Source organism: Paraburkholderia gardini (assembly GCF_907164575.1).
GTDB classification, from domain to species: domain Bacteria; phylum Pseudomonadota; class Gammaproteobacteria; order Burkholderiales; family Burkholderiaceae; genus Paraburkholderia; species Paraburkholderia gardini.
In genome coordinates, this window is the sequence record NZ_CAJQYY010000013.1 from 75,060 (window position 1) to 101,256 (window position 26,197).

At 61.0% G+C, this 26,197-nt stretch carries 23 protein-coding genes; all 23 read right to left on the minus strand.

Features of this window, described 5'->3' with window-relative positions:
* Window positions 1-288: 288 nt before the first annotated feature.
* The 23 genes from LPA34_RS12825 to LPA34_RS12935 all read right to left on the minus strand — a co-directional run bounded on the left by LPA34_RS12825 (window position 289) and on the right by LPA34_RS12935 (window position 26,171).
* Window positions 289-2,019: an AMP-binding protein gene (locus tag LPA34_RS12825; RefSeq protein ID WP_228978614.1), complete on the minus strand. Its 1,731-nt coding sequence runs from the start codon at window positions 2,017-2,019 to the stop codon at window positions 289-291.
* A gap of 245 nt (window positions 2,020-2,264) precedes the next feature.
* Window positions 2,265-2,690: a F0F1 ATP synthase subunit epsilon gene (locus tag LPA34_RS12830; RefSeq protein ID WP_090535091.1), complete on the minus strand. Its 426-nt coding sequence runs from the start codon at window positions 2,688-2,690 to the stop codon at window positions 2,265-2,267.
* A gap of 90 nt (window positions 2,691-2,780) precedes the next feature.
* Window positions 2,781-4,175 carry a F0F1 ATP synthase subunit beta gene (gene atpD, locus LPA34_RS12835; RefSeq protein ID WP_228978618.1) on the minus strand — a complete coding sequence of 465 codons (1,395 nt, stop codon included), beginning with the start codon at window positions 4,173-4,175 and terminating at the stop codon, window positions 2,781-2,783.
* A 98-nt stretch (window positions 4,176-4,273) separates the two neighbouring features.
* Complete coding sequence (atpG, locus tag LPA34_RS12840) at window positions 4,274-5,164, minus strand: F0F1 ATP synthase subunit gamma (protein WP_228978620.1); 891 nt, start codon at window positions 5,162-5,164, stop codon at window positions 4,274-4,276.
* A 187-nt stretch (window positions 5,165-5,351) separates the two neighbouring features.
* Window positions 5,352-6,893: a F0F1 ATP synthase subunit alpha gene (atpA, locus tag LPA34_RS12845; protein WP_228978622.1), complete on the minus strand. Its 1,542-nt coding sequence runs from the start codon at window positions 6,891-6,893 to the stop codon at window positions 5,352-5,354.
* A 58-nt stretch (window positions 6,894-6,951) separates the two neighbouring features.
* Window positions 6,952-7,491, minus strand: coding sequence for a F0F1 ATP synthase subunit delta (locus LPA34_RS12850; RefSeq protein ID WP_228978624.1), 540 nt, complete (start codon window positions 7,489-7,491; stop codon window positions 6,952-6,954).
* A gap of 2 nt (window positions 7,492-7,493) precedes the next feature.
* Entirely contained in the window at window positions 7,494-7,964 is a 471-nt protein-coding gene (locus LPA34_RS12855; protein WP_228978627.1) for a F0F1 ATP synthase subunit B, read from the minus strand.
* Between the two features lie 137 nt (window positions 7,965-8,101).
* Window positions 8,102-8,371: a F0F1 ATP synthase subunit C gene (gene atpE, locus LPA34_RS12860; protein WP_007180033.1), complete on the minus strand. Its 270-nt coding sequence runs from the start codon at window positions 8,369-8,371 to the stop codon at window positions 8,102-8,104.
* 82 nt (window positions 8,372-8,453) lie between these two features.
* Window positions 8,454-9,305, minus strand: coding sequence for a F0F1 ATP synthase subunit A (gene atpB / locus LPA34_RS12865; RefSeq protein ID WP_228978629.1), 852 nt, complete (start codon window positions 9,303-9,305; stop codon window positions 8,454-8,456).
* 143 nt (window positions 9,306-9,448) lie between these two features.
* Window positions 9,449-9,991 carry an ATP synthase subunit I gene (locus LPA34_RS12870; RefSeq protein WP_228978631.1) on the minus strand — a complete coding sequence of 181 codons (543 nt, stop codon included), beginning with the start codon at window positions 9,989-9,991 and terminating at the stop codon, window positions 9,449-9,451.
* 284 nt (window positions 9,992-10,275) lie between these two features.
* On the minus strand, window positions 10,276-11,418 hold the full coding sequence (locus LPA34_RS12875; protein WP_411178981.1) for an SLC13 family permease: 1,143 nt from the start codon (window positions 11,416-11,418) through the stop codon (window positions 10,276-10,278).
* Window positions 11,419-11,436: 18 nt separating this feature from the next.
* Window positions 11,437-12,327: a ParB/RepB/Spo0J family partition protein gene (locus tag LPA34_RS12880; RefSeq protein ID WP_228978633.1), complete on the minus strand. Its 891-nt coding sequence runs from the start codon at window positions 12,325-12,327 to the stop codon at window positions 11,437-11,439.
* A gap of 82 nt (window positions 12,328-12,409) precedes the next feature.
* Window positions 12,410-13,180 (minus strand): ParA family protein, encoded by a 771-nt coding sequence (locus tag LPA34_RS12885; protein WP_228978634.1) that lies wholly within the window; start codon window positions 13,178-13,180, stop codon window positions 12,410-12,412.
* A 58-nt stretch (window positions 13,181-13,238) separates the two neighbouring features.
* The gene (gene rsmG, locus LPA34_RS12890; protein WP_228978636.1) at window positions 13,239-13,928 is read right to left on the minus strand and encodes a 16S rRNA (guanine(527)-N(7))-methyltransferase RsmG; all 690 of its coding nucleotides are present in this window, start codon (window positions 13,926-13,928) and stop codon (window positions 13,239-13,241) included.
* Window positions 13,925-15,883: a tRNA uridine-5-carboxymethylaminomethyl(34) synthesis enzyme MnmG gene (gene mnmG, locus LPA34_RS12895; protein ID WP_228978639.1), complete on the minus strand. Its 1,959-nt coding sequence runs from the start codon at window positions 15,881-15,883 to the stop codon at window positions 13,925-13,927. Before mnmG ends, rsmG begins: the two co-directional genes overlap by 4 nt.
* A gap of 174 nt (window positions 15,884-16,057) precedes the next feature.
* Window positions 16,058-16,816: an ABC transporter ATP-binding protein gene (locus LPA34_RS12900; RefSeq protein WP_228978641.1), complete on the minus strand. Its 759-nt coding sequence runs from the start codon at window positions 16,814-16,816 to the stop codon at window positions 16,058-16,060.
* Window positions 16,817-16,821: 5 nt separating this feature from the next.
* The gene (locus LPA34_RS12905) at window positions 16,822-18,606 is read right to left on the minus strand and encodes a branched-chain amino acid ABC transporter ATP-binding protein/permease (RefSeq protein ID WP_228978643.1); all 1,785 of its coding nucleotides are present in this window, start codon (window positions 18,604-18,606) and stop codon (window positions 16,822-16,824) included.
* Window positions 18,607-18,610: 4 nt separating this feature from the next.
* A complete protein-coding gene (locus tag LPA34_RS12910; protein WP_228978645.1) occupies window positions 18,611-19,666 on the minus strand; it encodes a branched-chain amino acid ABC transporter permease in 1,056 nt (351 codons plus the stop codon).
* A gap of 206 nt (window positions 19,667-19,872) precedes the next feature.
* Entirely contained in the window at window positions 19,873-21,033 is a 1,161-nt protein-coding gene (locus LPA34_RS12915; protein WP_228978647.1) for an ABC transporter substrate-binding protein, read from the minus strand.
* A 213-nt stretch (window positions 21,034-21,246) separates the two neighbouring features.
* Entirely contained in the window at window positions 21,247-22,413 is a 1,167-nt protein-coding gene (locus LPA34_RS12920; RefSeq protein ID WP_228978649.1) for an ABC transporter substrate-binding protein, read from the minus strand.
* 544 nt (window positions 22,414-22,957) lie between these two features.
* Window positions 22,958-23,929 (minus strand): branched-chain amino acid ABC transporter permease, encoded by a 972-nt coding sequence (locus tag LPA34_RS12925; protein WP_228978748.1) that lies wholly within the window; start codon window positions 23,927-23,929, stop codon window positions 22,958-22,960.
* Window positions 23,929-24,813 (minus strand): branched-chain amino acid ABC transporter permease, encoded by an 885-nt coding sequence (locus tag LPA34_RS12930; protein WP_228978651.1) that lies wholly within the window; start codon window positions 24,811-24,813, stop codon window positions 23,929-23,931. The genes LPA34_RS12925 and LPA34_RS12930 overlap by 1 nt, the downstream gene beginning before the upstream one ends.
* A 149-nt stretch (window positions 24,814-24,962) precedes the next feature.
* The gene (locus tag LPA34_RS12935) at window positions 24,963-26,171 is read right to left on the minus strand and encodes an ABC transporter substrate-binding protein (RefSeq protein WP_228978656.1); all 1,209 of its coding nucleotides are present in this window, start codon (window positions 26,169-26,171) and stop codon (window positions 24,963-24,965) included.
* Between the last annotated feature and the right edge of the window lie 26 nt (window positions 26,172-26,197).

Sequence of the window (26,197 nt, forward strand, 5' to 3'; positions counted from 1 at the left end):
TGTGCCGGTCGGCTTTGCCGAAGCCCTGATAAAGGGGCATCCCTGCTGGGGCCGTGGTCGGCGTTATATGCGTCGTCCCACCAGGTTCCTTCATTGGTCTCCTCGCGCTAACCCCGTAGCGTGTGGTTTTTAGCGGGCTCCAGGCCCGCTTTTTTTTCGTCTGCTCAAACGTTTGCTCCCGCTTTCTCAGCGGATTTTCGTGGACGTTGCGGCTATCAAGTTGTTCCAGGAACACAATTCCGGCAAGGCGCCACATATGCTCGCGCGCGACGCCTTGCTGCGTTCAGATCAAGCGGTTTTATCGGCGGCGATCTTCAATTCGTCGATCATCCGTTCGCGCATCACGAACTTTTGCACCTTGCCGGTGACGGTCATCGGAAGTTCGTCGACGAAGCGGATATGCTTCGGCACCTTGTAATGCGCGATCTGGTCGCGACAGAATTCCTGCACATCTTCCACAGTGGCGTACTCGCCCGGACGCAGCACGATCCACGCGCACACTTCCTCGCCGTACTTCGCGTCGGGCACGCCGAACACCTGCACGCTCTGAATCTTCGGATGACGGAACAGAAATTCCTCGATTTCGCGCGGGTAGATGTTTTCGCCGCCGCGAATCAGCATGTCCTTCAGACGGCCAACGATGTTGCAATAGCCCTCCGCGTCAAGCGTCGCGAGATCGCCGGTGTGCATCCATCCGTCGACGATGCTTTCGCGTGTTTTGGCCTCGTCGCCCCAGTAGCCCAGCATCACCGAGTAGCCCTTCGTGCACAGTTCACCGGTTTCGCCGACTGGCACCACGTTGCCGCTCGCATCGACAAGCTTCACTTCGAGATGCGGCTGGATGCGGCCCACGGTTGTCGTGCGCTTGTCGAGCGGATCGCTCGTCGAACTCTGGAACGAGACCGGGCTCGTTTCCGTCATGCCGTATGCGATTGTGATTTCGCCGAGATGCATCCTCGACACCACTTTCTTCATCGTTTCGATCGGGCACGGCGAGCCCGCCATGATGCCCGTGCGCAAGCGGCCCAGATCGAAGCGCGCGAATTCGGGATGGTCGAGTTCGGCGATGAACATCGTCGGCACGCCATGAAGCGCTGTGCATTTCTCTTCGGCGACCGCGGACAAGGTCGCGAGCGGATCGAATGCCTCGCCGGGGAACACCATGTTCGCACCCACCGAGACACACGCGAGCACCGCCAGCACCATGCCAAAGCAGTGATACAACGGCACCGGAATGCACAGGCTGTCCTCTTCGCCTAGCCGCATGGCCATCGCGATGAAGCGCGCGTTGTTCACGACGTTGCTGTGCGTGAGCGTCGCGCCCTTCGGATTGCCCGTCGTGCCGCTCGTGAACTGGATGTTGATCGGCTCATGCGCCGACAACGTGGCGCCGATCGCGTCGAGCCTCGCGACATCGAGCGAAGCGCGACCCCGCTCGATGACATCGGAAAACGTCAGCATGCCTGGTGTTTCGGTGTCGCACATGCGGATCACATAACGCAGGTCCGGCAGGCGCGCCGCGCGCAGTTCGCCGGGCGCGTGCGTAGCCAGTTCAGGGGCGAGCGTCTGCAGCATCTCCAGATACATCGACGACTTGAAGCTGTGCGCGGAAACGATCGCCTTGCAACCCACCTTGTTCAGCGCGTATTCGAGTTCGGCCAACCGGTACGCCGGGTTGATGTTGACCAGCACCGCGCCGATACGGGCGGTGGCGAACTGCGTCAACAGCCATTCGACGCGATTCGGCGACCAGATGCCGACGCGGTCGCCCTTCTCAATGCCCAATGCCAGCAGGCCGGCGGCGAGAATGTCGACTTCGTCGGAAAACTCCTTCCAGGTCCACCGGATGCGCTGCTCGCGGAACACCACGGCAGGACGGTCAGGAAAGCGGCGCGCCGTGTCCAGCAGAAACTGACCGACAGTTGCCTCGCTCAGCGCAATCTCCGTCGAGCCGCGAACGTACGAGAGGTTGTCCTTCGGCTCGATGAGTGCGCCCTCGCCTCCAGTCTGGATTGCCATGGTGTCTGTCTCCGTGAGCGACGCGTCGTGTCGCCCGGTTGAAATGAATTTGAAACCGATTGTGCCACCGGCGTGTGACCGCGCGGCATCAAGTGTTACCCGCAGCTTTGCTGTTGCCGCTTGCGCCCTTCTACCGCAGGAATCAGCTTGTGATTCTGCTTACCTTTCCGTAAACGTCAAGTGAAGGATAAAAAAAGCAGCCGCGAAGGGCTGCTTTTTTACTTCTGCTGCGTGCTGCCTTGCGATCAATGCTGACCGCGCAGCTTGCGCAGACGCTGGATCGCAGCGAGCTGAGCCGTCGCATACGCGAGTTCCGCTTGCGCGGTAGCGTATTCGAGGTTCGAACCCACGTTCTGCAGCGCCTCTTCAGCACGCTTGCGCGCTTCTTCGGCCTTGGCTTCGTCGAGATCCTTGCCGCGGATTGCCGTGTCGGCCAGAACCGTCACTGCGCCCGGCTGGACCTCAAGGATGCCGCCGGCGACGAACACGAACTCTTCTTCGCCGTTTTCCGCCTCGATGCGCACCGCACCCGGACGGATCCGCGTGATGAGCGGCGTGTGGCCTGGCAGAATGCCCAGTTCACCCGCTTCGCCCGGTAGCGCGACGAATTTCGCCTGGCCCGAAAAGATCTGTTCTTCGGCGCTGACGACGTCTACTTTGATAGTTGCCATGGTGTCGATTCCTGGTTGAGCGTAATGCGTTCGGCGCGGCTTCTACCCTGATACCCGCAAAACCCGCGCCTCGTTGCCTGCACTCAAGCCTTACTGGATCTTCTTGGCCTTTTCGAAGGCTTCGTCGATCGTGCCGACCATGTAGAACGCCTGCTCCGGCAGATGATCGCACTCACCTTCAACGATCATCTTGAAGCCGCGGATCGTTTCCTTCAGCGGCACGTACTTGCCCGGCGAACCCGTGAACACTTCAGCGACGTGGAACGGCTGCGACAGGAAACGCTGGATCTTGCGAGCGCGCGCAACCGCGAGCTTGTCTTCCGGCGCCAGTTCGTCCATACCCAGAATCGCGATAATGTCGCGCAGTTCCTTGTAGCGCTGCAGCGTTTGCTGCACGCCGCGCGTGATCGAGTAGTGCTCTTCGCCGATCACGTTCGGGTCGATCTGACGCGAGGTCGAATCGAGCGGGTCCACTGCCGGGTAGATACCCAGCGAAGCGATGTCACGCGACAGCACGACGGTTGCGTCAAGGTGGCCGAAGGTCGTAGCCGGCGACGGGTCGGTCAAGTCATCCGCAGGGACGTACACGGCCTGCACCGACGTGATCGAGCCCGTCTTGGTCGACGTAATACGCTCTTGCAGCTTGCCCATTTCTTCAGCGAGCGTAGGCTGATAGCCCACTGCCGATGGCATACGGCCGAGCAGTGCCGACACTTCGGTACCGGCCAGCGTGAAACGGTAGATGTTGTCGACGAAGAACAGCACGTCGAGGCCTTCGTCACGGAAATGCTCAGCCATCGTCAGACCCGTCAGCGCGACGCGCAGACGGTTGCCCGGCGGCTCGTTCATCTGGCCGTACACCAGCGCGACCTTGTCGAGAACGTTCGAGTCCTTCATTTCGTGATAGAAGTCGTTCCCTTCACGGGTACGCTCACCAACACCCGCGAACACGGAGTAACCGCCGTGTTCCTTCGCGATGTTGTTGATCAGTTCCATCATGTTCACCGTCTTGCCCACGCCGGCGCCGCCGAACAGGCCAACCTTGCCGCCCTTCGCGAACGGGCAGATCAGGTCAATAACCTTGATGCCGGTTTCGAGCAGTTCCGTCGAAGGCGAAAGATCTTCGAATTTCGGCGCTTTCTGGTGAATACCGCGCGTCACGTCCGAGTTGATCGGGCCGGCTTCGTCGATCGGGCGACCGAGAACATCCATGATCCGGCCGAGGGTCGGCTTGCCAACCGGCACGCTGATCGGCTTGCCGGTATTCTTCACCGTCGTGCCGCGACGCAGGCCGTCCGAGGCACCCAGACAGATGGTACGAACGACGCCGTCGCCCAGCTGCTGCTGAACTTCGAGGGTCAGTTCCGAACCTTCGAGAATGAGCGCGTCGTAAATTTTCGGCATGGATTCACGCGGAAATTCCACGTCGATCACCGCGCCGATGCACTGTACGATCTTGCCTTCTACCAAAGCAGTAGTACTCATCGCTTTTCCTTTAGATACTCAATTCTTCACTCGCGCAAAGGCGCAGTTTCGATGGGGCTCGCCGCGAGGCGCTTGCCCGCGTGCCCTGACCATGACGGTCAGACCGCAGCAGCGCCACCGACGATTTCCGACAGTTCTTTCGTGATCGCTGCCTGACGGCTCTTGTTGTACACGAGCTGCAGTTCGTTGATGACCGTCTTCGCATTGTCCGAAGCGGCCTTCATCGCGACCATCCGTGCCGACTGCTCCGATGCCATGTTTTCCGCGACGGCCTGATAGACCAGCGCTTCGACATAACGCACCAGCAGCTCGTCCACCACTGCCTGCGCGTCCGGCTCATAGATGTAGTCCCACGACGACTTCGGTGTGGCGCTTTCACCGCTTTCGTCCTTGCGCTCGAAGTCTTCTGCCGACAGCGGCAGCAGTTGCTCGATCACCGGCTCCTGCTTCATCGTGTTGACGAAGCGCGTGTACGCGAGGTACACCGCCGAAATCTTGCCTTCCGAGTACAGGTCGAGCTGCACCTTCACCGCGCCGATCAGCTTTTCGAGGTGCGGCGTATCGCCCAGATGGACAACATTCGACACCACGTTCGCGCGCAGACGGTTCAGGAAACCAAGACCCTTGGTACCGATCGCCGTTGCTTCGATCGACTTGCCGGCTGCTTCCAGCTCCTTGAACTTCTGGAGCGAAGCGCGCAGCACGTTCGTATTCATCCCACCGCACAAGCCCTTGTCGGTCGTGACAAGGATAATGCCCGCCGTCTTCGCACCGTCGTTCGACACCATGAACGGGTGACGATATTCCGGGTTCGCACGGCTCATGTGCGCAGCGATGTCGCGGACCTTGTCGGCGTACGGGCGAGCAGCGCGCATGCGCTCCTGAGCGCGGCGCATCTTCGATGCGGCCACCATCTCCATCGCTTTCGTGATCTTGCGCGTGTTTTGCACGCTCTTGATCTTGCCGCGAATTTCCTTCATTCCAGCCATTGCTTGCTCCTTGTCGGCCCGAGTTACCGCTTTAGCGGTTACTCGGGTCCCATGCAAAGCTTCGGCCCCGGTTAGCGCTTTAGCGGTTACCCGGGTCCCATGCAAAGCGATCGAAGCAGCGCGGGTTCAGTTGCCTGCGGCCCGCGCCGCTTCAAGGTCCGTTTATGCCTTGCGGGTCACTCGCGGATCAGTAAGCGCCGGACTTCTTGAAGTCCTTGAGGGCCGTGTGCAGCAGGCCTTCGTCGTCCTTCGAGAGTTCCTTGGTGTCTTCGATGCGCTTGATCAGGTCAGCGTGCTTCGACTTCAGGCTGTCGCGCAGGCCTTTTTCGAACGGCAGCACTTGCGCAACTTCCAGATCGTCGAGGTAGCCGTTGTTCGCTGCGAACAGCGCGACAGCCAGTTCCCACACCTGCAGCGGCTGATACTGCGGCTGCTTCAGCAGTTCCGTCACGCGGCGGCCGCGTTCCAGCTGCTTGCGGGTTGCTTCGTCGAGGTCCGATGCGAACTGTGCGAATGCCGCGAGTTCACGGTACTGCGCGAGGTCGGTACGGATACCGCCCGACAGCTTCTTCACGACCTTCGTCTGAGCCGCACCACCGACGCGCGACACCGACACGCCAGCGTTAATTGCCGGGCGGATACCTGCGTTAAAGAGGTCGGTTTCCAGGAAGATCTGGCCGTCGGTAATCGAGATCACGTTCGTCGGAACGAATGCGGTCACGTCGCCTGCCTGCGTTTCGATGACCGGCAGCGCCGTCAGCGAACCGCTCTTGCCCTTCACTTCGCCGTTCGTGAACTTCTCGACGTAGTCTTCCGACACGCGAGCAGCACGTTCCAGCAGACGCGAGTGCAGATAGAACACGTCACCCGGATAAGCTTCGCGGCCCGGCGGGCGGCGCAGCAGCAGCGAGATCTGACGGTATGCCCATGCCTGCTTGGTCAAATCGTCATACACGATCAGCGCGTCCTGACCGCGGTCGCGGAAGTATTCGCCCATCGTGCAGCCGGCGTACGGTGCGAGGTACTGCATCGCAGCCGATTCCGAAGCCGACGCGGCCACGACGATCGTGTATTCCATCGCGCCGGTTTCTTCGAGCTTGCGCACCACGTTCATGATCGACGAAGCCTTCTGGCCGATCGCGACGTAGATACAGAAGAGGTTCTTGCCCTTCTGGTTGATGATCGCGTCGACAGCGACTGCAGTCTTGCCGCACTGGCGGTCGCCGATGATCAGCTCACGCTGGCCACGGCCAACCGGCACCATCGCGTCGATCGACTTCAGACCGGTCTGGACCGGTTCCGAAACCGACTTACGCCAGATCACGCCCGGAGCAATCTTTTCGATTGCGTCGGTCTTCTTTGCGTTGATCGGGCCCTTGCCGTCGATCGGGTTGCCGAGTGCGTCGACCACGCGGCCGAGCAGTTCCGGACCCACCGGCACTTCGAGAATGCGACCCGTCGTCTTGACGATGTCGCCTTCCGAAATGTGTTCGTATTCACCCAGAATCACGGCGCCGACCGAGTCGCGCTCGAGGTTCAGCGCGAGACCGAAGGTGTTGCCCGGGAATTCGAGCATTTCGCCCTGCATCACTTCCGACAGGCCGTGGATACGCACGATACCGTCGGTCACGGAGATCACGGTGCCCTGGTTGCGAACGTCTGCGCTCGCTTCAAGGCCCTGGATCCGGCTCTTGATCAGCTCGCTGATCTCAGAGGGATTGAGTTGCATTATTCGCTCCTGATAGTCAATTCTGTTGCGTGCCAGCCGCTCAAGCGCGTTACGCGCTTCAGGCCGTCAGAGCCGTCTGCATGCTGGCGAGCCGCGCGCGGACCGAGGTATCGAGCACTTCGTCGCCGACCGTCACGCGCACGCCGCCAATCAGCGACGCGTCGGTTTCGACCACCGGCTTCAGTTTGCGCTTGAACTTGCGTTCGAGACTTGCGACGAGGTCGTTCAACTGCGCGCCTTCGAGCGGAAATGCGCTGACGATCAGCACATCGGCCGCCCCTTCACGGGCGTTCTTCAACGCTTCGAACTGCGTGGCGATTTCCGGCAGCAGCGTCAGACGATGATTGTCGACCAGCATCTGCACCAGATTCTTCGCCTGCGCGTTGTCCTTCAGCGGCGACTTCACCGCGGACAGCAGCAGTTCGCTGACCTGCGCGCGGCTGATTTTGGGGCTCGTAGCGACCGACAGCACTTCGGGCAGACGCGCAACCTGTGCCAGCTCCTGCACGAGCGTGGACCAGGCCGCGGTGTCATCAGCTTCGGCCACGCCAAACAGCGCTTCTGCGTACGGGCGGGCGATGGTTGCAAGTTCGGCCATGATCAGAGCTCGGCTTTCAGTTGATTCAGCAGGTCAGCGTGAGCTGACTGGTCGACTTCGCGCTTCAGGATCTGTTCGGCGCCCTTCACAGCCAGTGCGGCGACTTCGCCACGCAGTGTTTCACGGGCCTTCACGACTTGCTGTTCAGCGTCAGCCTTGGCCTGCGCAATGATGCGGGCCGCTTCCGCCTGTGCCTGTGCCTTGATTTCGTCTGCGACTGATACTGCGCGCTTTTCGGCGTCAGCGATACGTTGCTGACCATCGTTGCGTGCCTGAGCCAGTTCCTGGTCGACGCGCTTGTGAGCGGCTTCGAGTTCAGCCTTGCCCTTTTCGGCTGCAGACAGACCGTCGGCAATCTTCTTGGAGCGCTCGTCGAGGGCGTTGACCAGCGGCGGCCACACGAACTTCATCGTGAACCACGCGAGGATCAGGAACACGACCATTTGCGCAAACAGGGTTGCGTTGAGATTCACGGTGTTTCCTTAAACGTTGCGATGTCGGAAATTGAAACGGTAAGGCGCTCATCGATTCTGTCGTCGATCAGCGCCTCAGACCCGTTCCGCCCTGCGCCCCTATCCGTTATAGATCAGGCGCAAACTTCCGAGGAACCTCAGCCTGCCAGCTTCGACAGCAGCGGGTTCGCGAACGCAAACAGCATTGCCACACCAACGCCAATCAGGAACGCCGCATCGATCAGACCCGCCAGCAGGAACATCTTGGTTTGCAGCGGGTTCATCAGTTCCGGCTGGCGGGCACATGCTTCGATGTACTTGCCGCCCATCAGGCCGATACCGATACAGGCGCCGATTGCACCCAGGCCGATGATGATGCCGATACCGATGGCGGTCAGACCCTGGATGTTGGCGATGAAAGCTTGCATGATCACTCCTTTGTGAAAAGTCTTTTGGAACTGGGATTTAATGAAACAAAACTAAAACAATTCTTTTAATCGACGCACCACGTTAGTGGGTGTCGTGAGCCTGGCCGATGTACACCAGCGTCAGCATCATGAAAATGAACGCTTGCAGCAGAACGATCAGAATGTGGAAGATCGACCACACCGTACCTGCGATCACGTGGCCGATGAAGCCGAGTACCGAGGCGTCCGCGCCGAAACCCCACATGCTGCCGAGCAGGGCAATCAGCAGGAACAGCAGTTCGCCGGCGTACATGTTGCCGAACAGCCGCATGCCGAGCGAAACCGTTTTCGCGACGAACTCGATGATGTTCAGTGCAAGGTTGGGAATCCACAGCAGCGGATGCGCACCAAACGGCGCGGACAGCAGTTCATGCACGAAGCCGCCGGCGCCCTTGATCTTGAAGTTGTAGTAAATCATCAGTACGAACACGCCGAGCGCGATGCCGAGCGTGCCGTTCAGATCGGCGGTCGGGACGATGCGATGGTGCGGAATGACTTCCGAAAGGCCCAGCCAGCCGATCACGCGGCCCGGCAGGTCAACGGGGAGGAAGTCGAGCGAGTTCATCAGCGCGACCCAGACGAACACGGTCAGCGCGAGCGGCGCGATGAACGTGCGCGAGCCGTGGATCATCGATTTCGATTGATCCTCGACCATCTCGACGAGCATTTCGATCGCGCACTGGAAACGGCCGGGCACGCCGGACGTCGCCTTGCGGGCAGCCAGATGAAGGACCAGGATCGTAATCAGACCGCAGACGATCGACCAGAACAGCGTGTCCAGATTCCAGACGTGGATGTCGAAAATCGACGTCTGGTGCGCGGTGGAAAAGTTCTGCAAGTGGTGCGCGATGTACTCGGACGGATCCAGAGCGCGCGTGCCTTCGCTAGCTGCCATATCGTTAATGCCACCCAAATTGTCGAAAATCTTTCCAGGCTGTTCCCGGCGCGATGCCGTGTTGCGGGAACACGCCGGAGCGGATTCATGCCGAAGCCGCCTGCCTGTTGCTGACGCCGTGCGCCAGCCGTGTGTTCAGTGCCTCACCGCCAGGCGAGTGCGATCCAGTACGTCTTGAGGGCGACCAGGTAAGTCACGAGCAGCGGAACCCAGCGTACGTCGCGATACCAGAATGCGATAGCTACAAACATCGCAATCGTCGCCCCCATCTTGAGCGCTTCGCCGATCATCCAGCTCATTGCGGTTTCGGCGCCGCTCAATGTTCTCAAACGTGCCGCGAACATCGCGCTCGGCACCCAGCAGATCGCTCCCCCCAGGAATGCGGACAGCGCAGCATCACCCGGCGGCTTGTAAAACAGCCACCAAAGCAGCGTTGCTCCCAGGGACAAAACCATTTGCGCCATCACAACCCGGAAAGGCGTGACGCGCGATGGGCGACTCACATCCGGACCAAACAGCTTTTCAGCTTCAGTCCGCGTGAGCGGAACGATATTGTTATCTTGCTGCTCGACATCCCACGCTTCGTCATGCGTTGCGTGCTGCCCCGAAGACCCGGACGCGGCGTGCGCTGCGCGGTGTTCGTCGTGCCCCTCGTGGGGCGCCTGATCCGACGATTGAGCCGCCATCGCAGTGTTCCGTAAAGTCTTGTTCAGCCCGCGAGCTTACGCACCGCTTACGGGGTTGCCTGGCAAATAAATCCGGGCGATTGTAAGCGATAGTTGCAGGCAATTCAAGACTTTACGTCGACCAATAACCTGCATGAAACGCGCCTTCATCATGCGGGAAATGGCTGTCTACTGCGGGAGACATGACAACTGTAAGGCGGCTGGGGCGCCCCCGTATCGTACGTGCCCGGAACGGTCAGATACATCGTTTCCGCACCCGGCAGGACGCTCTCGCAGCCGTCTCATTAATGCAACAGAAGGCCCGCGCCAATTGTCCCGCCGACGATCCAGAACGGGATCGAGAAAAGGTGAAACTGGAGCCACATGCCGCGTTCGTTTGAAAGACGCACGGCGATCAGATTGGCGAGCGACCCGATCGCGATGCCAAAGCCGCCGACGCTAACGCCGAACGCCAGCGCGCGCCAGTCTTTCGTGAACTCGGCCAGCATGATCGCAGCCGGCACGTTGCTGATGCCCTGCGACAGCACTGCGCCGGCGGCATATGCATGTAACGGCGAGCCGCCGATATCGAAGCGACTGATCGTCTCGTGTATCCACGGCAGCGCGGCGACGCTGCGCAACACGATGAACATGAACACGAAGATCAGCAGCAGCGGCCAGTCGATCTGTAACACGACCCTGGGACGCCACAGCAGGAAGCCCAGTCCGACGCCCGCGAGGCCGATAGCGGCGTGATGCGCGTCCGCCAGCAGCACGAACGCGACGAACAGCACCGCCGCAATGCCCACGAGCGGCCGGTCGACCGGATGCGGCTCGACGTCCTTCGAAAAATCGAGTGCCTTGCCGCGGAAAAAGACGGCGGCCATCAGATACAGCACAACCATCAATGCGATGCAGAGCGGCGCCAACCCCAGTACGAACGCGCCGAACGACACGCCGCCCGTCTGCCAGAGAAACAGGTTCTGCGGGTTGCCAAGCGGGGTCAGGATCGAACCCGCATTGACCGCCAGCGCGATAAAAATCACGAGGCGTTTGAGCGGCAACGGCGTCAGTTTGTGCAGCGACAACGCAAGCGGGACGACGACGAACAGCGCTACGTCATTCGTGAGCAGCGTGGAAAGCGCAGCGGCAAGGCCAATCATCAGAAACGCAAGACCGCGCTCCGAATGAATGCGATGCACGACGCGATGTGCCATCCAGATCAGAAATCCTGATAACTCGACGGCTTTCGTCAATATCAGGAGTCCGGCGAGCGTCAGCACAGTCTGCCAGTCGACTAACGCCGGCAACGAGGCCCATGGTCGCGGATGCAGGCACTGCAGAACGATCAGCGCGACGATGAGAACCGACAGAACCGGTTCTTTCGTCGCGAACGCAAACACTTCACGGATGATGCTTCGAGACGCCTTTGGCGTGCGTTCTGCCACGGGCACGATAGCGCGTGCTCAGGAAGCGGTCGCGGTGCCGCGCAGTCGCATGAGAATGCCTTCCAGCGCGTCGAGGTCGCCAAAATCGACGAGTACCTGCCCTCGCCCACGCCGGCCGAGCTTGATCTTCACCGTGGCGGCGAGCAGATCGGAAAGCTCCTCCTCGAGGCGACGGGTATCGCGCCCGCCATCGTGGCCCGTACGCGCTTTCACAGCCGGCGCGGCTTTGGTCGTGGCGCTCACCAGCTTCTCGGTCTCGCGGACCGACATGCCCTTGTTGACTACCTGGTTTGCAAGCGTGATCTGCGTCGCGGCGTCGACGGCGAGCAGCGCACGCGCGTGGCCCATGTCGAGATCGCCAGCGAGCAGCATCGTCTGAACGGGCGACGCCAGGTTCAGCAGACGCAGCAGGTTCGACACGGCGCTACGCGAGCGTCCCACGGATTCCGCTGCCTGCTCATGCGTGAAGTGGAATTCGTCGAGCAGGCGCTGGATGCCCTGGGCTTCTTCGAGCGGATTCAGGTCTTCGCGCTGGATATTCTCGATCAGCGCCATGGCGGCGGCAGTCTGGTCGGGCACGTCCTTCACGAGCACCGGCACTTCGTCGAGCCCAGCCAGACGCGCCGCACGAAAACGCCGCTCGCCCGCGATGATCTCGTACATGTCCGCGGACACCGGGCGTACCAGGATCGGCTGCATCACGCCCTGCGTGCGGATGCTGGCGGCCAGTTCCTGCAGCGCGCCCTCATCCATCCGCGTGCGCGGCTGGTACTTGCCGGCCTGTAATTTGCCGAGCGGCAGCACGTTAGGCGCGCCGTCGATCTTCACCGCCTCGGTGATGTCCGCGCTGCCGCCGAGCAGCGCCTCGAGTCCACGGCCCAATCCCTTCTTTCTTGCCACTGCGTTCATCGTGCTTCCTCGATCCGCCTTGTGTTGTCTTGAGGGTCGCCTTGCTGGCCACCTTGTTCTTCCCGGACTCCGCCGCCGCGCGTTACAGCGCGCGAACCCGTTCAATCATTTCCGCACCGAACTGGACGTAAGCCTGTGCGCCGCGCGACGCCCGGTCGAAAACCACACCCGGCAAACCATAGCTCGGCGCTTCGGCCAGGCGGACGTTACGCGGGATCACCACATCGAATACCTTGTCGCCGAAATGCTCTTTCAGCTGATCGGAAACCTGCTGCTGCAACGTGATGCGCGGATCGAACATGACGCGCAGCAGGCCGATCACCTTGAGGTCGCGGTTCAGGTTCGCATGCACCTGCTTGATCGTCGCCACGAGGTCGGAAAGCCCCTCCAGCGCGAAGTATTCGCACTGCATCGGGATCACGACGCCATGTGCCGCGCACAGGCCGTTGAGCGTCAGTAAGGAGAGCGCCGGCGGGCAGTCGATCAGCACAAAATCGTAATCTTCCGCGACGAGCGCGAGGGCGTCCTTTAGCTGGCGCTCGCGATTGTTGACGCTGACCAGTTCGACCTCGGCGCCCGCGAGTTCGCGATTGGCCGGCAATACATCATACGAAACGCCTTCGGGTTTGACGCGCGCATCCGCGACGGTCACGCCGTCGACCAGTACTTCGTAGACGGTGTTTTCACACGCGGCCTTGTCGATACCGCTGCCCATCGTGGCATTGCCCTGCGGATCCAGATCGATGAGCAGGACCCGCTGTCCCTGCGATGCGAGGCTCGCGGCGAGATTGACTGCTGTCGTCGTCTTCCCGACGCCGCCCTTCTGGTTCGCAACGCAGAAGATTTTTGCCATCGTTGGTGTGTCCCTTTTTACTACTTTTGAATGACTGGAATGACTGGTGTCAGCTCAATCACGTATCAATCGTGACTTCGATCAGATGCCGCTCTGCGTCGAGCGATGGGACCCTGAGCCGGATAATCTGCTGTACATGTGCCCCTTCCGGCAATCGCCCGATCTCGCCTTCGGGTCGAATACCCTTCATCGCCCAGATCGCACCGCGCTCCGTGACGAGATGACGGGCCAGTGTAACGAAATCCGAGAGCTCTGCGAACGCACGCGAGACGATTACATCGAATTTAGCCGGCACTTCGACACCCGGCCGCAAAGTTTCGACACGACCCGTCACTACAGACAGATTGGCAAGTCCCAATTCGGCCTTGGCCTGCGACTGGAACGCGGTCTTCTTGTGAACAATGTCGTTCAGCGTAATGTTCCAGTCCGGCAGGACGATAGCGAGCACGATCCCGGGCAGTCCCCCGCCGGAACCCACGTCGAGTACCGACGATGCTCCGCGGGGCGCGAGATGCGGCACGATCGATAGTGAGTCGAGGATGTGCTGGATCAGCATCTGCCTGGGATCGCGGATAGCGGTCAGGTTGTACACCGCGTTCCACTTTGCCAGCAGCGCGACGTAATCGAGCAGCTGGCCGAACTGGAATTCGCTCAGATCGAGACCGAGTTCGCTCGCTCCTCCACGCAACAACGCCGACAACGATTCCCGGCTGCCAGCGACCTCGGAAGTCCTTTGCCCTGCCGTCATTGGGTCACCGGCTTGCTGTCGGCGCCGTTGTCCGCGGACTTTGAAGGCCGGCGACCAAAGCCTCGCTTCAGATGCACCATAAGCAGCGAGATTGCAGCAGGCGTGATGCCGGAAATCCGCGACGCCTGCCCGATCGTCTCCGGACGGAACTGTGTCAGCTTTTGCCGTGCTTCGAACGAGAGGCCGCGAACTTCCGCGTAGTCCAGTCCTTCGGGAAGTCGCATGCTTTCGTGCGCTTCGTTGCGTTCGATTTCGCCTGCCTGACGTTCGATGTAGCCCTGATACTTCACACCAATCTCGACCTGCTCCTTGATTTGCGTGAGCAGGACATCGTCATCAGCCAGCGTTTCGGTCGGTCCGCATGTACCGTCTAGCAGACCGCAAACGCCGTCGTAGCTCACACCCGGTCGGCGCAGCAGGTCGGCGAGACTGTATTCGTGGTCGATTGGTTTTCCGAGCAGCGCCGTGGCTGCTTCGGCCGATAACGTCTTCGGATTAACCCAGGTCGTACGCAGGCGCTCTGTTTCACGTGAAACAGCATCGCGCTTACGGCTGAATGCATCCCAACGGGCGTCGTCCACCACGCCAATCTCGCGGCCGATTTCAGTCAGACGCATATCTGCGTTGTCTTCGCGCAGACTGAGGCGATATTCGGCGCGACTCGTGAACATCCGATACGGCTCGGAAACGCCACGCGTAACCAGATCGTCGACGAGAACGCCAAGGTATGCCTGATCCCGACGTGGGCACCACGCCTCCCTGCCCTGAACCTGCAAGCCTGCATTGATCCCTGCGAGCAGACCCTGCGCAGCCGCCTCTTCGTAGCCGGTCGTGCCATTGATTTGCCCAGCGAAGAACAAACCGTCAATCACCTTGGTTTCCAGCGACGCCTTCAGACCACGCGGATCGAAGTAGTCGTACTCGATCGCATAACCGGGACGCAGGATGTGCGCATGCTCCAGCCCACGCATCGAGCGGACCAACTCCAGTTGCACATCAAACGGGAGGCTGGTGGAAATGCCGTTCGGGTAGAACTCGTTCGTCGTTAGCCCTTCTGGCTCCAGAAAGATCTGATGTGATTCCTTGGACGCAAATCGATGAATCTTGTCCTCGATCGACGGGCAATAGCGCGGCCCGACGCCTTCGATTACGCCTGTGTACATCGGCGAGCGGTCGAGACCGCTGCGAATAATGTCGTGGGTACACTCGTTGGTATGCGTAACCCAGCACGGAACCTGACGCGGATGTTGTTCGACGCGCCCCAGAAAGGAAAACACCGGCACCGGGTCCAGATCGCCCGGCTGTTCTTCGAGCACCGAAAAATCGATTGTCCGGCCGTCAATGCGCGGCGGCGTACCGGTTTTAAGACGACCCTGCGGCAGCTTCAACTCCTTGAGGCGCGCGGACAGCGACACCGCAGCGGGATCACCCGCACGGCCGCCGGTGTAATTGTTCAGCCCAACGTGAATCTTGCCGTCGAGGAACGTCCCAGCCGTCAGCACGACGGCCCGCGAACGGAAGCTGATCCCGACCTGCGTCACCGCGCCCACGACGCGATTGCCCTCCACCATCAGATCGTCGACTGCCTGCTGGAACAGCCACAGATTCGGCTGATTCTCCAGACGATGACGGATAGCCTGCTTATACAGCAGCCGGTCCGCCTGCGCGCGCGTCGCCCGCACGGCCGGGCCCTTGGACGAGTTGAGGATACGGAACTGAATTCCGCCTTCATCCGTGGCTGCAGCCATTGCGCCGCCGAGCGCATCGACTTCCTTGACCAGATGGCCTTTGCCAATGCCGCCAATCGACGGATTGCAGCTCATCTGTCCAAGGGTTTCGATGTTGTGCGTCAGCAGCAGCGTTTTCGCGCCCATGCGCGCGGACGCTAAAGCGGCTTCGGTGCCGGCATGACCGCCACCGACGACGATAACGTCAAATTCTGAGGGAAAAAGCATCGCGGATCTCACGCCAGGTACGTCGCGTGAGCCTTTCAAAGGAAAATGTATGGGCGAATTATAACGGGTTCGCTTTTGGCCCGAATTTCATCCATTCAGCCAAAGATAAAAAAGGTGGTGTGTTTCACGTGAAACACACCACCTTTAACCGCAATCAGACAAGACCCTCCGCGGTTAAGCGACCTTTTTGGTCAGCCCCAGATACGTCTCGATAACCCGAGGATTCTGCGCCAGATCCACAGCTGCACCCTCGAGTGCAAGTTCGCCGGTTTCAAGAACATAGCCGTAATCTGAGATCTGCAGCGCCGCGCGGGCGTTTTGCTCGATCAGCAACGTGGCAACGCCCGTCTGCCGCAGCGCGCTAATGATATGAAAAATCTCTTTCACAATGAGCGGCGCAAGCCCGAGGCTCGGCTCGTCGAGCATCAACAGATCGGGCTTGCCCATCAATGCCCGACCGACCGCCAGCATCTGCCGCTCGCCGCCAGACAACGTACCCGATGCCTGCTTGCGTCGCTCCTTCAGCCGCGGAAACAACTGAAACACCGGCTCAAGCTGATCGAGAAAATCCCGCTCCCCCGCCCGCTTGCGGCGCCAGGCGCCGAGCACGAGATTGTCCTCGACCGTCATTGTGGAAAATAGCTCGCGCTTTTCCGGGACCAGGCACATGCCCCGCGCAACACGTTTTTCGACAGGCACGGCGCTGACGTCTTCGCCTCTGAAGGCGATCGCGCCCTTAGCATGCCCGCTCACCGGCAGCGCACCCATGATCGCGTTCAGCAGCGTCGACTTGCCTGCGCCGTTCGGCCCGATCACCGACACGATCTGGCGTGGCCGAACCTTGATCGCCGCATTGTGCAGCGCCTCGACCTTGCCGTAGCGAACGGACAAGCCTGTGACGTCAAGAATCGACACGCCGGAATCAGGTTGCATCGTCATCATTCCACCCCACCGAGATAGGCTTCGAGTACGGCCGGATCCTTCTGCACATCTTGCGGCAAACCTTCCGCGATTCGGGTGCCGAACTCCATCACTACCAGCCGATCCGTCAGATTCATCACAAAATCCATGTCGTGCTCGACCAGCAGCACGCTCATGCCTTCTTCCTTGAGCTTCTTCAGTAGCACAGCCAGTTGCTGCTTTTCCTGATACCGAAGCCCTGCAGCAGGTTCATCCAGCAGCAGTAACGTCGGATCGCAGCACAGCGCACGCGCGATTTCCAGAATCCGCTGCTGTCCCAGCGCCAGACTGCCGGCCTCGTCAAACATATGCTGCTCAAGGCCGACGCGACGAATCTGCAGCGCAGCCTCCGCCATCAGGCGGCCTTCTTCCGCGCCGTTGAGTTTCGCGACGCTGCGCCAGACACCCGCGTGGCCGCGCAGATGCGCGCCAATCGCAACGTTCTCCAGCACCGTCATGCCGGGCAGCAGCTTGACGTGCTGGAACGTCCGGCCGATTCCGCGTTTGACGATTTCACGTGAAGTCAGCGAATCGATCCGTTCGCCACGGAACGCGATCTCACCGCTCGTCGCCTGCAACACGCCGGTCACCAGATTGAACGTCGTCGACTTGCCTGCACCGTTCGGCCCGATCAGGCCGATGATCTGACCAGCCTTCACTTCAAAGCTGACGTCGTTCACCGCAACCAGGCCGCCGAACTGCTTGCGCGCCTTCACGACCGACAGCAGTGTCTCGCCAGCCATTGGTTTGCTGCGCTGCGGCAAAGGCTCGGCGTGATCGGGTACATGGGCACGCGGACCGCGCGGAAAGAACCGCGCGACGAACGGCCAGACACCCTGACGCGCGTATTGAAGCAACAACACCATCAGAATGCCGAAGACGATCACTTCGAAATTGCCGCTTTCGCCAAGCAGCTTCGGCAGCCATGTCTGGAGGTAATCCTGCAGGAGCGTCAGGATGGCCGCGCCCAGCACGGCGCCCCACACATGCGAAACGCCGCCCACCACCGCCATGAACAGAAACTCGATGCCGTGGTTCAAACCAAACGGCGTCGGGTTCACCGAACGCTGCAGATGCGCATAGAGGAAGCCCGAAACAGAAGCGAGAACCGCTGCATAGACGAAAATCACGACGCGCATCCAGGCCGTGTTCACGCCCATCGCCTCAGCCATCGAGCCACCGCCGCGAAGCGCCCGGATCGCGCGCCCGGGCCGGCTATTAAGCAGATTCTGAACAGAGATCACCGCGGCGAGCACGACGACCCAGATCAGGTAATAGATATGCCGCCCCGACTCCAGCGGGATACCGAATACGTTGAGTACTGGAATGCCGTTAATGCCGTCGTACTTGCCGAGCATCTCCATATTGCCGAAGAGGAAGAACAGCGCGAGCCCCCAGGCGATCGTCCCGAGCGGCAGGAAGTGGCCCGACAGGCGCATCGTCACCGCGCCCAGCACGAGCGCGATCAGCGCCGTCAGCACGACGCCGACGATCAGCGCGAGCCACGGCGACACGCCAAACTGCGTCGTCAGATACGCCGTGGAATACGCGCCCACGCCGACGAACGCGGCCTGCCCGAAGCTCGTCATCCCGCCGATGCCCGTCAACAGCACGAGTCCGATCGCGACAATCGAATACAGTCCGATGTAGTTGAGCAGCGTGACCCAGTATTCGGGCACACGAATCGGCTGAGGCAGCACCGGCAGCGCGAACATCACCACGAGAAACAGCCAGAAGAACCTGTTTTGCATGATCCGTTTCATCGTGTCACTCCTCGTCCTCTTCCGCGTGCGGGCTCACGAAACTTCGCCACAGCAGCACCGGAATGATCAGCGTGAACACGATCACTTCTTTATAGGCACTCGCCCAGAACGACGAGTAGGACTCCAGCAAGCCCACCAGGATCGATCCGGCGGCCGCCAGCGGGTAGCTGACCAGGCCGCCGATGATCGCCCCCACGAACCCCTTCAGGCCGATCAGGAAGCCCGAGTCGTAGTAGATGGTGGTCAACGGCGCGACGAGAATGCCGCACAGCACGCCGAGGCCCGCGGCAAGCGTGAACGCGAGCCGCCCCGCCTGCGTCGTGCCGATGCCGACGAGGCGTGCGCCGACGCGGTTCACCGACGTCGCGCGCAGCGCCTTGCCGGAGATCGTGCGGTCGAAGTACAGGTACAGCGCCGCGATCAGCACGACGGCGGTGCCGACAACCCACAGGCTCTGCCCGGAGATCATCATGCTGCCGACGTTGAACGTGGCGTCGGAGAAAGCCGTTGTGCGCGAACCTTCCGCGCCGAACATCACGAGGCCAACCCCGACCATCGCGAAGTGCACGGCGACCGCGACGATCAGCAGCAGCAGCGTGGTCGCTTCCGCGATCGGTTCATACGCAAGCCGGTATACGAACGGTCCCATCGGGATCACGATCAGCAGCGTCAATGCGATCTGCACGACCATCGGGAGCGGATGCATGAAGAGCCCGCGCGTCACCGCATAGACGGCAACCGGAAACAGCAGATACTTGCTCGCCAGCGTGACGAGCGTGCGCGCTGCGTGGCGCCGCCGCTCAGCATGCCGCACGAGTCCTGCCGCCTCGACGACGAAGCACGCCGCGCCCATCGCGATCAACAGCCAGCAGGTGGCCGGAAACTTCTGCGTCTGGATGGCGGCGAGCGTCAGCGCGCCATACGAAACGAACTCGCCCTGCGGAATGAAGATCACGCGCGTCACCGAAAACACCAGCACCAGCGCAAGTGCGAGCAACGCATAGATTGCGCCTGTGGTGATCCCGTCCTGTGCAAGGATCGCCGCTATAGATAGATCCATACTTCCTCTGAAACGTCGAAGTCGAAATTGAAACTGGGGCCGACGCGTGAAACAGCAGGCCCGTTGTCGTCGGAATGAGTTCGTCATCCCTGCACTGAAACGCGAGCGCCGCGCCCGGGTAAGGCGCGGCGCTCGGCGCCATTTTTATCGAACAGAATGCAGGTGCAGCGTCGCCGCCCCACCGTATGCGAGAAGCGTGTACTTTTTTAGTCGTTCTGGAGCTTCCACTTGCCGTCGACGATTTCGACCATCACGCGTGCGCGGTCGTCGAAGCCGTTGTGATCGGTCGTCGTGGTGTTCATGATGCCTTGCGAGACCGGCAGGTTCTTCAGGTTCTCAAGCGATGCACGCAATGCCTCGCGGAACGCCTCCGTGCCCGGCTGCGCCTTCTTCAGCGCTTCGGGGATCGCGTGCTGCAGCATCTGGCCTGCATCCCACGCGTGACCGCCGAACGTGGAGAGCGAGCCCACGCCATAGGCCTTCTCATAGGCTGTCTTGTACGCTTCCGAGGATTTCTTCACCGGGTTGGAATCCGGCAGCTGCCCGGTCACGAGAACCGGGCCGGCGGGCAGCAGTTCGCCTTCGCAGTCCTTGCCGCATACGCGCAGGAAGTCGTTATTGGCGACGCCGTGCGTCTGGTAGACCTTGCCCTTGTAGCCGCGCTCCTTCAGCGTCTTCGCGGGCAACGCGGCCGGCGTGCCCGAGCCGGCGATCAGGATGGCATCCGGGTTCGAGCTGACCAGTTTCAGCACCTGACCCGTCACGGAAGCGTCCGTGCGGTTATAGCGTTCGTTCGACACCACCTTCAGGTGATGCGTGGCGGCCGCCGCGCTGAAGACCGTGTACCAGTTCTCACCGTACGCATCCGAGAAACCGATGAAGCCCACGGTCTTCACGCCATGCTTTTCCATGTATCCGGCGATCGCATCGGCCATCAGGCCGTCGTTCTGCGGCGTCTTGAACGCCCACATGCGCTTCGCGTCCATCGGCGCGATGATCGCGGCCGACGCGGCCATCGAGATCATCGGCGTCTTGCCTTGCGACACCACGTCGAGCATGGCCAGCGAATTCGGCGTGACCGTCGAGCCGATGATCGCGTCGACGTGATCTTCATCGATCAGCTTGTGCGTGTTCTGCACCGCGCGACTCGTATCGGATGCGTCGTCGAGCACGATGTACTCCACGCTCTTGCCGCCAATCTCCTTCGGCAATAGCGCGATCGTGTTCTTCTCCGGAATGCCCAATGAAGCCGCCGGACCCGTGGCGGATACCGTCACGCCGATCTTCACCTGTGCCGACGCGGCGGTAGCGCCGCATACGAGCGCTGCTGCGAGGCTTGCGCGTACCCAGTTGCCTGTTGTTTTCATTGCTGTCTCCAAACGCTGTGCGTTGCCTGTTGTTTGATCCGGCTTTTACACCGGTTTCTGAATCTAGTTTTCGGCTTCGGGCGTGAATAGCATGGTTTTCCCTGCTCGGGATAAAACGCCTCTGCGTTACTGCAACAACCGATACGCAGAAAAAAAGGCACGTCTGACTGAACGTGCCTTTTTCCGGGTTCAGATGCGCTATCTCGCCCTCGATCAGTCTGTAGCCAGCTTCCACTTGCCGCCGACGATCTCGACCATCACGCGCGCCCGCTGATCGAGGCCCGCGTGATCGTTTGCGCTCATGTTGAAGATGCCATGTGAAGCCGGCATGTCCTTCGTGCTTTCGATCGCGGCGCGCAACGCATCGCGGAACGCCGGCGTGCCCGGCTGCCCTTTCTTCAGTGCGAGCGGAATCGCGCGTTGCAGGAGCAGGCCCGCGTCCCACGCATGGCCGCCGAACGTCGACACCGAACCCGCGCCATACGCTGCTTCATACGCATGCCTGTACGTCAGCGCGGATTTCTTCACCGGGTTCGAATCAGGCAGCTGATCGGCAACCAGCAGCGGACCGGCCGGCAGATAGGTGCCGTCGCAATCCTTGCGGCACACGCGCAGGAAGTCGTTATTCGCGACGCCGTGCGTCTGGTAGTACTTGCCCTTGTAGCCGCGTTCCCTCAAGGTCTTTTGCGGCAGCGCAGCCGGGGTACCCGAACCGGCGATCAGCACGGCGTCCGGATTCTGCGACATCATCTTCAGCACCTGGCCGGTCACCGAGGCGTCGTTGCGCGCAAAGCGTTCGTTCGCCACCACCTTGATCTTCGCGAGATCCGCGGCCTTGCCGAATTCACGGAACCAGCTCTCGCCGTACCCGTCGGAGAAGCCGATGAAGGCAACGGTCTTCACGCCGTGATTCGCCATGTGCTGCGCGATCGCCGTCGCCATCAGGATGTCGTTCTGCGGTGTCTTGTAGACCCACGCACGCTTCGCATCCATCGGTTCGACGATCGTGGCCGCGGCGGCCATTGAAATCATCGGCGTGGCGGTTTCAGCCGCGACGTCGATCATGGCCAGCGAGTTCGGCACGACGGTCGAGCCGATGATCGCGTCTACATGGTCTTCGCTCGTGAGCTTGCGGGTATTCTTCACGGCCAGCGTGGAATCCGTCGCGTCGTCCAGCACGATGTATTCGATCTTCTGGCCGGCGACTTCCTTCGGCAGCAACGCGATCGTGTTCTTTTCCGGAATGCCCAGCGAAGCCGCCGGACCGGTGGCCGATACCGTCACGCCGATTTTCACCTGCGCCGACGCCGCGCCGCTCCATGCTGCCAATACGCCCGCCGCGACGCATGTCGCGCTGATCCATCGCATTGCCGACTTCATTCCGCTCCTCTGCCCCGTCATATCCGCGCGCATTGGCGCCGATTCAATAATTCGAGAATTTTTACACCGACCACATGGTCGGCGAATGGCGAGTGTAGCGGACGCGCGCGCCCGGCTGCAAGCGTTTTGGCAGCTTCAGGGCATTGATAATCCAGCGAAAAATGCGAAAGGGAAATGCGTGAAGAAATGCTGCGGGGATTCAGCGCGGGATAAACCGGAAATAAAGCAGGTGCATATCTAAAAAGGCAAATAAAAAGCGCTGTTGGATATCAATCCAACAGCGCTTTCGTGTGGGCACTTGGTGCCTCATGTCTCCTCGTTCTCCACCTGCAAATTTCGTGTCGCCGGTGCTTCAGAACTGCGTGAAGATTAAACAACCCCGAATCGTGGGACAACTAGCATTTACCCTAGTGGTGCAATGCAGCACTCATTTGGGGCACGTTTTCTGGCGTCAGACTGATGTTTCGGGTTCGTCACTGCGTACATGCAAGGCCATTATTTTTTACATCGGATACCGAATCATTTTCAGACGCCACGAGAGCCTTCACGCACGCAGTGGCCGGACCCGCGCCACGATCTCTCCGACAATGCCGCGCCGGAACGCCAGCACACACACGATGAAGATCACCCCGGTGACGATCGTCACCGCTTCGCCGAACGAGCGAAACCAGTCGATGCCGGTCACGTTCGCGAGTGCGGTGCCGAGATCGCCCAGCCGGTCCTCGAGCGCAACAATCAAGGTCGCACCGAGCAGCGGCCCGAAGAGCGTGCCCATGCCGCCGACGAGCGTCATCAGTATCACGAGACCGGACATGGTCCAGTACGCGTCGCCGAGCGTCTCGAAGCCGAGCACGAGCACCTTCAGCGATCCGGCAAGACCCGCGAGTCCCGCGGACAGCACGAACGCGAGCAGCTTGAAGCGATCCGTGTCGTAGCCGAGCGAAACCGCACGCGGTTCGTTCTCCTTGATCGCGACCAGCACCTGGCCGAACGGCGAATGCACGATCCGCACGATCAGCAGGAACGCCAGCACCATGATCGCGAGTACGACGTAATACAGCGCGAGGTCCGACGAGAGATCCAGCACGCCGAAGAGCTTGCCGCGCGGCACGCCTTGCAGACCGTCTTCGCCATGCGTGAACGGCGCCTGCAGAAACACGAAGTAGACCATCTGCGCGAGCGCGAGCGTCACCATCGCGAAGTAGATGCCCTGCCGGCGGATTGCGAAGAGCCCGACGATCAGGCCGAGCAGCGTCGCCACCGCGGTGCCCGCAACCAGACCGAGCTCCGGCGAAAATCCGAGCGACTGGATGCCATAACCCGTCGTATAGCCCGCCGACGCGAGGAACATCGCGTGCCCGAACGACAGCAGCCCCGTGTAACCGATCAGCAGGTTGAACGCGGCCGCGAAGAGCGCGAAGCACAGCACCTTCATCACGAACAGCGGATAGGCGCCGATGAATGGCGCGGCGATCAGCGCGATAAACAGCAGCCCGTATAGCGCTTTTCTCTGCATCATTTTTCCTTGCCGAAAAGACCCGCGGGGCGCACCAGCAACACGAGCGCCATGATCACGAAGACGACGGTCGCCGACGCTTCCGGATAGAACACACGCGTGAGGCCCTCGATCACGCCGAGCATCAGGCCGGTCAGGATCGAACCCATGATCGAACCCATCCCGCCGATCACGACGACGGCGAACACCGTGATGATCATCGGCTGCCCCATCAGCGGCGAGACCTGAATGACCGGTGCGGCCAGCACGCCGGCAAACGCCGCGAGCGCAACGCCGAAGCCATAGGTGAGCGTGATCATCAGCGGCACGTTGACGCCGAACGCCTCGACGAGCTTCGGGTTCTCGGTACCGGCACGCAGATACGCGCCAAGACGAGTTTTCTCGATGACAAACCATGTCGCGAAGCACACGACCAGCGATGCGACGACAACCCAGGCGCGATAGTTCGGCAGGAACATGAAGCCGAGATTGGTCGCGCCGGACAATGCGGACGGCACGTCGTAAGGCTGGCCCGACGAGCCGTAGATCGAACGGAACACGCCTTCGACGACGAGCGTGAGCCCGAACGTCAGCAGCAGACCGTAAAGATGGTCGAGACGATACAGCCAGCGCAGCATCGTGCGTTCGATCACCATGCCAAAGAGCCCGACCAGCAGCGGCGCGAGCACAAGCATCACCCAGTACGGGAGATCGAAATACGCGAGACCCATCCACGTGAGCATGGCGCCGAGCATGAACAATGCTCCGTGCGCGAAGTTGATCACGTTGAGCAGGCCGAAGATCACGGCGAGACCCAGGCTCAGGATCGCGTAGAACGAACCGTTCACGAGTCCAAGCAGCAACTGGCTCAGCATCGCCGGAAGCGGAATGCCAAAGATTTCCATTAAACCCGTCGTCCAGATGAGATCGATAGACGCGCGAACCACTCGGCGCGCGCGGGCCGTCGGGCGACCGCATGTGACCCGCACACCTGTGCGGGTCACATGCGACGATGCCGCCTGCCGCGCCCGAACGGGCGCGCGTCAGCCGACGCTTACTTCCACAACGCGCAGCGCGATTCCGCCTTCGTATCGAAAGCCTGGTCGCCCGGAATCGTCGCGAGGATCTTGAAGTAGTCCCACGGCTCTTTCGATTCGGACGGCTTCTTCACTTCCATCAGATACATGTTGTGAATCATGCTGCCGTCCTGGCGGATATAGCCCTTCGCGTAGAAGTCGTCGATCTTGATCTTGTGAAGCTGATCCATCACCTTGTCGCTGTCGGTCGTGCCGGCTGCCTGCACGGCCTTCAGATACGTCGTGACAGCCGAGTAGTCCGCAGCCTGCAGGCTGGTCGGCATCTTCTTCGTCTTCGCGAAGTAGCGCTGCGCCCACTGACGCGACTTCGCGTCCATGTTCCAGTACCAGCTGTCCGTTGCCAGCAGACCCTGCGTGGTTTCGAGACCCAGGCTGTGGATGTCGGTCAGGAAGACCAGCAGCGCGGCGATTTTCATCGTCTTCGTGATGCCGAATTCCTTCGCGGCCTTGATCGAGTTGATCGTGTCGCCGCCGGCATTCGCGAGGCCGAGCACCTGCGCCTTCGACGCTTGCGCCTGCAACAGGAACGACGAGAAGTCCGATGCCGACAGCGGATGACGCACTTCGCCGAGCACCTGGCCGCCGTTCGCCTTCACGACGTCCGCGGTGTTCTTCTCCAGCGCCTTGCCGAAGGCGTAGTCAGCCGTCAGGAAGTACCACGTCTTGCCGCCCTGCTTCGTCACGGCGGAACCCGTGCCCTTCGCGAGCGCCATCGTGTCGTACGCGTAGTGGACCGTGTACGGCGTGCATTGCTCGTTCGTCAGGTTGTCCGCGCCCGCGCCGATGTTGATGTACGGAATCTTCTTTTCACCCGCGACCTGGCTGGTCGAGAGTGCCGTCGCCGAATTCGTGCCGCCGATGATCGCGTTCACGCCGTCGCGGTCAATCCATTCGCGCGCGCGCGAGGCCGCGATGTCAGCCTTGTTCTGGTGATCGGCGTAGACGAGTTCGATCGGCTTGCCGTTCACCTTGCCGCCGAAGTCGGCGATTGCCATGCGGATCGCTTCGAGGCCGCCCGGGCCATCGATGTCCGCGTACAGGCCCGAAAGATCGGTGATGAAGCCGATCTTCACGGTGTCGCCCGCGGCGGCCTGAGCCGTGCCCATCGTCAGCGCGGTGCTGGCGAAGCAAAGTGCCGCGAGTCCTGCGAGAGTCTTCAGTTTCATGCGTGTCTCCTTGTTTCCATGCTTGT